We start from the raw sequence: 7,511 nt of genomic DNA on the forward strand, positions 1-7,511 counted from the left end.
TACGCGAGCCTACAGGSACGTACTTGCGGCGTGTCCCGCAAACCCACCCGTACCCGCCCGAACCAGCGAAAGCCCGCACACGCCGGCCGTTGATCTGGAAAAAAAAGCGCACGGCGAAACACCGCACCGCCGTGCGCGAGGGAAGGACCGGGGTGCGCGGCGGAGGTGGGCCGGGCGCTGACAGGAGCATGCTAGGCTGCGTCAAGCCGCGGATACAGAGCCAGCGTTTGGCCATCCGCATGGTTACAGATTCCTGCGGGCACCCCATGGCAGCCAACCTCTACCAATCCCTGGCCGATGAAATGGCCGACGCCATCCACAGCGGCCGTCTGCCCGTCGGTACGCGCCTGCCGTCGCTGCGTGGGCTGGCCGCACAGCGCCAGCTCAGCCTCAACACCGTCATCGCCGCCTACCGCCAGCTTGAAGACGCCGGCCTGGTGATTCCACGGCCGAAAGCCGGCTTCGTGGTCAGCGCGCGCCTGGCCGAGCCCACCCGCTCGCTGCGCCAGGCGCCGTCGCTGGCCACCACCCAGGCGCAGCAGTTGATGATGGCCCGCGTACTGGCCGCACAGCAGCAGCCCGGCGTTGTCGACCTCGCCTTCGCCGGCCCCCGTGGCCGCCGTTTCTATCCCGGCGACAAGCTGGCGCGCAGCACCGCGCAGGTGCTGCGCCGCGCCGGCATGGTGGAAACCTACGCGCGGCCCAATGCCGCTACGCGCCTGCTCGAACAGATCGTGCGGCGCGGTCCGCGGCTCGGGCTGCACACCAGCGTCGAACGCCTGGTGCTCACCCACGGTGCGATGGAAGCGCTGCAGCTCGCATTGCGCGCGGTGACCCGTCCGGGCGATGCGGTGGGCATTGAAGCGCCGTCGTATTTCAACCTGTATCCGCTGCTGAGCAACCTGGGCCTGAAGGCGATCGAACTGCCCACCGACCCGCGCCTCGGGCTGGACGTGGATGCCGTCGCCGCGCAGCTCGAACGGGGCGCGCTGGCCGCGATCGTGGCCATGCCCAGCGTGCACAACCCGCTTGGTTTCACCATGCCGGTGGCCGAGAAGCAGCGGCTGGCCGCGCTGGTGAACCGTTATCGGATTCCGTTGATCGAAGATGCGGTGTATGCCGAGCTGCAGTTCCAGGAGCCGCTGTCGCCGTTGCTCAAAGCCTTCGATGACGACGGTTGGGTGATGGTGGTCAGCAGCTTCTCCAAGACCCTTGCCCCGGACTACCGGATCGGCTGGCTCGACGCCGGTCGCTTCGCCGCCGACATCCAACTGCTCAAGTTCCAGTCCACCGGCGCCGAACCGCGCCTGCTCGGCGAAGCGGTCGGTGCGTTTCTCGAGGCGGGCAGTTATGAGCAGCACCTGCGCCGGTTGCGGCGTCTGTACAGCGACCAGGTGCGACGCGTGCGCAGCCTGATCGCCCAGCATTTTCCGGCCGGGACGCTGGCCACCCAGCCCACCGGCGGCTTCCTGCTGTGGGTCGAACTGCCCGCCAGTATCGACACCGGCGAGCTGTTCGAGCAGGCGTTGGCCAAGGGCGTGGTGTTCATGCCCGGCCAGGTGTATTCGCGCGGTGCGCGATACCGGCATTGCCTGCGCTTGTCCTGCTGCCAGGAGCTGGACGAGCGCTACGTGGCGGCGATCAGCACGCTGGGCCAACTGGCCTGCGCACTGCGCGGCGAATGAAAACGCCACCGGCCAACACCGCGCGCCAGCCACCCATGGGGTGGCTCTACCCGATTGGGACACTGCCACGGTGGCGTCAGCCACCCATGGGGTGGCTCTACCCGGTTGAGGCGCTGCTACGGTGGCGTCAGCCACCCATGGGGTGGCTCTACCCGGTTGAGGCCCTGCCACGGTGGGGCCAGCCACCCAAGGGGTGGCTCTACCCGATTGGGACCGTGCCACGGTAGAGCCACCCCATGGGTGGCTGCTTCGCCGCGCTCGGAAGCCCTACGCCTCCTGCAGGCGCAGGCAATCCGCCAACCCGGCCGGTTCGGCCCCCGGTGCGTACGGCAACCGCCCCAGGCAGGGCATCGCCAGCCGCGTATGCAACAGGGCCATGTTGTCGTCGATGCGCGCCATCTGCGGGTCGACCTCATTGCCGATCCAGCCGATGCAGGTCGCTCCGCTGGCCGCGATCGCCGCCGCGGTCAGCCGCGCGTGGTTGAGGCAGCCCAACCGTAGCCCGACCACCATCACCACCGGCAGGCGCAGGGCATGCACCAGGTCGGCCTGGTCGAGGCTGCCCGACAGCGGCGCCAGCCAGCCGCCCACGCCTTCGACCACGACCGTATCGGCCTGGGCACGCAGGCGCGCGAACGCGGCTTCTATCGGTTCCAGCGCCAGGCTCACGCCGGCGTCGGCGGCGGCCAGCTCGGGCGCCAGTGGCAGCGGCAGCGCATACGGGTTGAGGTCGGCATAGGCCGGCTGCGGGTCGCTGGCGGCCAGCAGCGCAGTGGCATCTTCGTTGCGCAGGCCCTCGGCCGTCCATTGGCAACCACTGGCGACCGGCTTCATGCCCACCGCGCGGCCCCCGCGCTGGCGCAGGGCGTGCAGCAGAACGCAGCTGCTGAAGGTCTTGCCGATGCCGGTATCGGTGCCGGTGACGTACAGGGCGGGGAGCGGTGGGGCAGTCATCGGCGCGGTGGTCGGGAAGGAGCGGTGCATTATCGGCGGTCCCGGGGCGCCCTGCTGCTTGCTAGACTCGGCCCATGTTCGAGAACTCCACGCTTACCGGCAGCAAGCCGGAACAGTACGGCCAGCTGCTGGCCCAGGCCCGTGCACTGGTGCACGGCGAGCGCGACCGGATCGCCAATGCCGCCAACCTGTCGGCGCTGGTCTACCACGCGCTGCCGCACCTGAACTGGGTCGGTTTCTATTTCTACGACGGCACCGAGCTGGTGGTCGGGCCGTTCCAGGGCCTGCCGGCCTGTGTGCGCATCCCGCTGCACAAGGGCGTCTGCGGTGCGGCCGCCAGCCAGCGGGTGACCCAGCGGATCGAGGACGTGGACGCCTTCCCGGGCCACATCGCCTGCGATTCGGCCTCGCGCTCGGAACTGGTGGTGCCGCTGGTCCACGGCGATACGCTGATCGGCGTGTTCGACCTCGACAGCCCGTCGCTGGCGCGCTTCGATGCCGAGGATCAGGCCGGCCTGGAAGCGATCGCCGCGGTGTTCGTCGAGGCCCTGGGATGAGCGTCAAGCTGCGCAACATTGGCCCCAAAAGCGCGGCCTGGCTGCGCCAGGTCGGTCTGCGCACGCCCGAGGAGCTGACCGCGGTCGGCGCGGTGGGCGCCTTCGTGAAGGTCCGCCGTGCCGGCTTCAAGCCCAGCCTCAACCTGCTCTATTCGCTGGAAGGCGCGCTGCAGGACTGCCACTGGCAGGAACTGCCCGAAGCGCGCCGCATCGAACTGGTCGCCGAGTACGACGCGATCATCGCCGACAAGCCGCTGAAGAAGGCCCCACCCGCCTCCGGCCCGGTGTACGACCGCACCGCCGAGCGCCGCGATGACGACGACGCCGGTGATGCGCCGCTGTTCGACCGTGAGGACGAACCGGCGGAGTGATCAGACCTGCTGGAGTTCCAGCAGTTCGCCCCATAGCCGCCCGTCCTCGCGTTCAACGCGCAACTGCAGCCGCGTACCGTGGTCGATACGCAGCGCCCAGCACATCGCCATCGGCAGCCCGCACACCTGCGACAGCACCATCCGCAACGGGCCACCGTGGCTGACGATCAGCGTCGCCGGCGGGTCGGGCTCATCGAGCAGCCGATGCAGGCCGCGCCCGATGCGGCGTTCGAAGTGCCCCCAGCTTTCGCCCTGCGGCGGTGGATTGGCATGCGGGTCCAGGTGGAAGGCGGACAGTTCCTGCATCGGCAGGTCGTGCAGCGCCTGCCCGTCCCAGGTGCCGAAATCCAGCTCTTCCCACTCTTCGTCGGCGATCACCTCCAGCCCGCGCGGCAATGCCAGTGCATCGGCGCTGGCCAGCGCACGCTGGCGCGGTGAACTGAGCACACGCGCCCAGCCCAGCGTCGCATAGCGTGCGCACAATGCATCGGTGCTGCCATCTTCCAGCGGTGGATCGGTGCGACCGTCCAGGTGGCCATCGCGGCCGGTGCTGGCGTRGCGGATCAGGTCGAGGATCATGCCGCGCCCCGTCTGCTGCCCGCTGCGGCCGGCCGGTACGGGTCACGGGCGTCGGTGCCGGGGTGCTGCAACCACAGTGGGGTCATGGAGATCACATCGAAAAAGCGAGGCGCATTCTAACCGGTGCGCTCCGCCGGCCCGGCCGATGGCTTAGACTGCGCCCACTTTCAGGTGACCTGGGGCTGCGATGCCGCCAGGTTGAAACGGGAAGCCGGTGACGCGTCAGGCCCTGTGCCTGGCCGCCACTCCGGCGCTGCCCCCGCAACGGTAAGCGTGGAAACACCAGGCAATACGCCACTGTGCTCCGGCATGGGAAGGCGCCTGGCACGATGGCACCGCCATCGCCATGCGAGCCCGGAGACCGGCCTGGAAGACGACTGGTTGCGATGCGGCGGGCATGGCGGCGGCAAGCGGTGCCGCGTGCCCGCTCTCCGTCGAGTGACTCCTGCAGCGCGATCATCCCCACCCTTTGCCGCGCGGGCGTGCGCGGTGCATGGAGTCATCGATGAAGCTGCAGATCCGCGTTCTTTCCCTGGCCGTGTTGTCGGCCCTGCCCCTGCTGGCGTCCGCCCAGGACGAGGCCACCGCACTGGACCAGGTGCTGGTCACCGCCACCCGCACCCCCATCGCCCTGCAGGACAGCATCTCGCCGGCCCAGGTGATCGACCGCGCCGAGATCGAGCGCAGTCAGGCACCGTCGCTGCAGGACCTGCTGCGCGGCCGCGCCGGCATCAACCTCACCAACAACGGTGGCCTCGGCAAACAGAGCTCGCTGTTCCTGCGCGGCACCAATTCCGCTCACACCCTGGTGCTGGTGGATGGCGTGCGCATCAACACCGGCGACCTGGGCCTGGCGATGATCCAGGACCTGCCGCTGGCGCAGATCGAACGCATTGAAATCGTGCGCGGTCCGCAGTCCAGCCTGTACGGCGCCGATGCGATTGGCGGCGTGATCCAGATTTTCACCCGCCGCAACGTCGGCACCTTCGCCCCGCACCTGCAGGTGGGTGGCGGCAGCAACGGCCTGCGCGAGGCCAGCGCCGGCTTCGGCGGCAGCGGCGAGCGCGGCTGGTTCGGCACCGACATCGCCTACCAGCACACCGACGGCATCAATTCCTGCCGCGGCGATGCGGCCACCTTCGCCGGCTGTGGCGCCGACGAACCCGATCGTGACGGCTACCGTAACCTGTCCATGAGCCTGCGTGGCGGCTACACGCTGACCGATGCGCTGAGCGTGGAAGGCACCGCGCTGCGCGCCAAGGGCGAGAACCACTACGACGGCTACTACAACTATTCGGAGACGCTGCAGCAGGTGCTCGGCGGCAAGGTCCGCTACAGCCCAAGCGAGCGCTTCAACCTGACCGTCAATGTCGGCCGCGCCGACAACGAGTCGGACAACTACAACGGCAGCACCTGGCTGGGCGCGGCGCAGACCCATCGCGACAGCGCATCGGTGCAGACCGACATCGGCCTGGCCGAGGGCCAGTTGCTCAGCGCCGGCGTGGACTGGAGCCAGGACAACCTGGATGGCAGCAGCGCCGGTTACCTGGTCGACAACCGCGACAACACCGGTGTATTCCTTCAGTACCAGGGCCGCTTCGGCGCGCACCACCTGCAGGCCAGCGTACGCAACGACGACAACGAACAGTTCGGCAACCACACCACCGGCAGCCTCGGCTGGGGCCTGGAACTGGGGGGCGGCTTCCGCCTCAATGCCAGCTACGGCACCGCCTTCAAGGCCCCGACCTTCAGCGATCTCTACGACCCGTGGAGCGGCGTGCCCGGCCTGGATCCGGAAAAATCCAAGAGCGCCAACCTCGGCATCGCCCAGCAGGGCGACAGCTGGCGCTGGGGCCTGGATGTGTACGAAACCCGCATCGACGACCTGATCACCTACGACGCCACCACCTTCATGATGTCGCAGGTGGAAAAGGCGCGTATCCGTGGCGCGGAACTGACCGGCGCGATCGCGTGGGCCGGGTTTGACTTCAACGCACAGCTCAGCCACACCGATCCGCGTAACCGCACCGATGGCAGCGCGCAGTTCGACAACTGGCTGGCGCGCCGCGCGCAGAACACCGCACGTCTGGACATCGACCGCAGCTTCGGCGGCTTCCGCGCCGGCATCACCGCCAACGGTGCCGGCAAGCGGTACGACAACGCCGCCAACACGGTGCGGCTGGCCGGTTACGGCACGGTCGATCTGCGCCTGGAATACGCGCTGAGCCGCGACTGGTCGGTGCTGGGCCGGGTGAGCAACGTGTTCGACCGCGATTACGAAACCGTGGCCTGGTACAACCAGCCCGGCCGCGAATACCGCCTGAGCGTGCGTTACCAGCCGAGGTAAGCACCCGTCAGGTAGTGCCGAGCCATGCTCGGCAGCCCCTGATGCCGAGCCATGCTCGGCAGCCTTTCCAACCGTCGCGCCACCCAAGGCGCGACGAACTCCCCCTCACCCGCCACCCAAGACAGCGGGCCAGTGGCCTTCAAATAGCAAAACATGCCAACCATTGGCCGTCACACAGCCCCACCCACACCCCTTGGACCAATGCTCCACCAACGTTACAGCGCCAGCAGTTCCCGAAGATCATCCATCACTGCCACGGCCTCGACGGTGTCCAGGTCGAGTCCACGCGGATAGCCGTAACGGACCAGCGCCACCGGCATGCGTGCATCCACCGCCGCGCGGTAATCGGTGATCGAATCGCCCACCATCAACGCCGCGTCCGGCGCGATGCCGAAGTGCGCGGCAATATGCCGCAGTGGCGCGCCACTGGGCTTGCGCTCAGGCAGCGAATCACCGCCGAGCACCAGCGCGAAAACATCCTGCAGCCCGAAATGCTGCAGCAGCGGCGCCACCAGGGCCGAGGGCTTGTTCGTGCAGATGGCCATGGGAACCTCGCGCGCGCGCAGACCCTGCAACGCCGCTTCTACCCCGTCGAACAGACGCGGGCTACGCAGCAGACAGGCCTCGTAGTGACGCATGAAACCGGGCATCACCGCATCCAGATCCACGTTACTGCCTGCCGCAGTGAACGCCTGTTCCACCAGCCGGCGCACCCCATCGCCGATCCAGGTCAACACCGTCGCCTCCGGCACGCGCGGCAACTGCCAGTCCTGCAGCGTGCGGTTCAACGCCTCGGCAATATCGGCCGCGCTGTCCACCAGCGTGCCATCCAGATCAAACACCACCAACGGATACGGATACGGATACGACAAGGCAATGCTCACTTCCACAGCAGGGAAGCGCCATTGTACGTAGGTGCGTGTGTGATGCCGATGCACGCCCCGGTAGAGCCGACCGTTGGTCGGCTGCACTTGAACCGGCAACCGCGCATCAGCACGTCGTGCAACTGCAACCGCAG

7 protein-coding genes and 1 riboswitch are annotated in these 7,511 nt (G+C 68.2%); of the genes, 4 read left to right on the forward strand and 3 right to left on the reverse strand.

Features of this window, described 5'->3' with window-relative positions; translation table 11 throughout:
- Nucleotides 1-266: 266 nt before the first annotated feature.
- Nucleotides 267-1,685 carry an aminotransferase-like domain-containing protein gene (locus tag AC1DQP_RS13380; protein WP_457318894.1) on the forward strand — a complete coding sequence of 473 codons (1,419 nt, stop codon included), beginning with the start codon at nucleotides 267-269 and terminating at the stop codon, nucleotides 1,683-1,685.
- A gap of 267 nt (nucleotides 1,686-1,952) precedes the next feature.
- Here the strand turns inward: AC1DQP_RS13380 and bioD are convergent, their stop codons facing one another.
- Nucleotides 1,953-2,639, reverse strand: coding sequence for a dethiobiotin synthase (bioD, locus tag AC1DQP_RS13385; protein ID WP_457318898.1), 687 nt, complete (start codon nucleotides 2,637-2,639; stop codon nucleotides 1,953-1,955).
- Between the two features lie 74 nt (nucleotides 2,640-2,713).
- Here bioD and AC1DQP_RS13390 point away from each other — a divergent pair, with 74 nt between their 5' ends.
- Together AC1DQP_RS13390 and AC1DQP_RS13395 are read left to right on the forward strand one after the other, a co-directional pair.
- Entirely contained in the window at nucleotides 2,714-3,196 is a 483-nt protein-coding gene (locus AC1DQP_RS13390; protein WP_256775169.1) for a GAF domain-containing protein, read from the forward strand.
- Nucleotides 3,193-3,567, forward strand: a complete 375-nt coding sequence (locus AC1DQP_RS13395; RefSeq protein ID WP_457318895.1) for a TfoX/Sxy family protein — start codon at nucleotides 3,193-3,195, stop codon at nucleotides 3,565-3,567. Before AC1DQP_RS13390 ends, AC1DQP_RS13395 begins: the two co-directional genes overlap by 4 nt.
- Here AC1DQP_RS13395 and AC1DQP_RS13400 read toward each other — a convergent pair whose 3' ends face one another.
- Complete coding sequence (locus AC1DQP_RS13400; protein ID WP_478051775.1) at nucleotides 3,568-4,146, reverse strand: histidine phosphatase family protein; 579 nt, start codon at nucleotides 4,144-4,146, stop codon at nucleotides 3,568-3,570.
- 152 nt (nucleotides 4,147-4,298) lie between these two features.
- Nucleotides 4,299-4,530: riboswitch (cobalamin riboswitch) on the forward strand.
- A gap of 121 nt (nucleotides 4,531-4,651) precedes the next feature.
- On the opposite strand from AC1DQP_RS13400, the gene btuB reads away from it, so the two are divergent.
- Nucleotides 4,652-6,493, forward strand: coding sequence for a TonB-dependent vitamin B12 receptor (btuB, locus tag AC1DQP_RS13405; RefSeq protein WP_457318897.1), 1,842 nt, complete (start codon nucleotides 4,652-4,654; stop codon nucleotides 6,491-6,493).
- Nucleotides 6,494-6,708: 215 nt separating this feature from the next.
- Here the strand turns inward: btuB and gph are convergent, their stop codons facing one another.
- Nucleotides 6,709-7,383: a phosphoglycolate phosphatase gene (gene gph, locus AC1DQP_RS13410; protein ID WP_478051776.1), complete on the reverse strand. Its 675-nt coding sequence runs from the start codon at nucleotides 7,381-7,383 to the stop codon at nucleotides 6,709-6,711.
- Nucleotides 7,384-7,511 lie beyond the last annotated feature (128 nt).

Source organism: Stenotrophomonas sp. P5_A8, from assembly GCF_056400545.1.

What these genes read in the sequence shown, in the direction of transcription:
- AC1DQP_RS13380 (WP_457318894.1), top strand. Translation starts at nt 267, where the DNA reads ATGGCAGCCAACCTCTACCAATCCCTGGCCGATGAAATGGCCGACGCC.
- bioD (WP_457318898.1), bottom strand. Translation starts at nt 2,639, where the DNA reads ATGACTGCCCCACCGCTCCCCGCCCTGTACGTCACCGGCACCGATACC.
- AC1DQP_RS13390 (WP_256775169.1), top strand. Translation starts at nt 2,714, where the DNA reads ATGTTCGAGAACTCCACGCTTACCGGCAGCAAGCCGGAACAGTACGGC.
- AC1DQP_RS13395 (WP_457318895.1), top strand. Translation starts at nt 3,193, where the DNA reads ATGAGCGTCAAGCTGCGCAACATTGGCCCCAAAAGCGCGGCCTGGCTG.
- btuB (WP_457318897.1), top strand. Translation starts at nt 4,652, where the DNA reads ATGAAGCTGCAGATCCGCGTTCTTTCCCTGGCCGTGTTGTCGGCCCTG.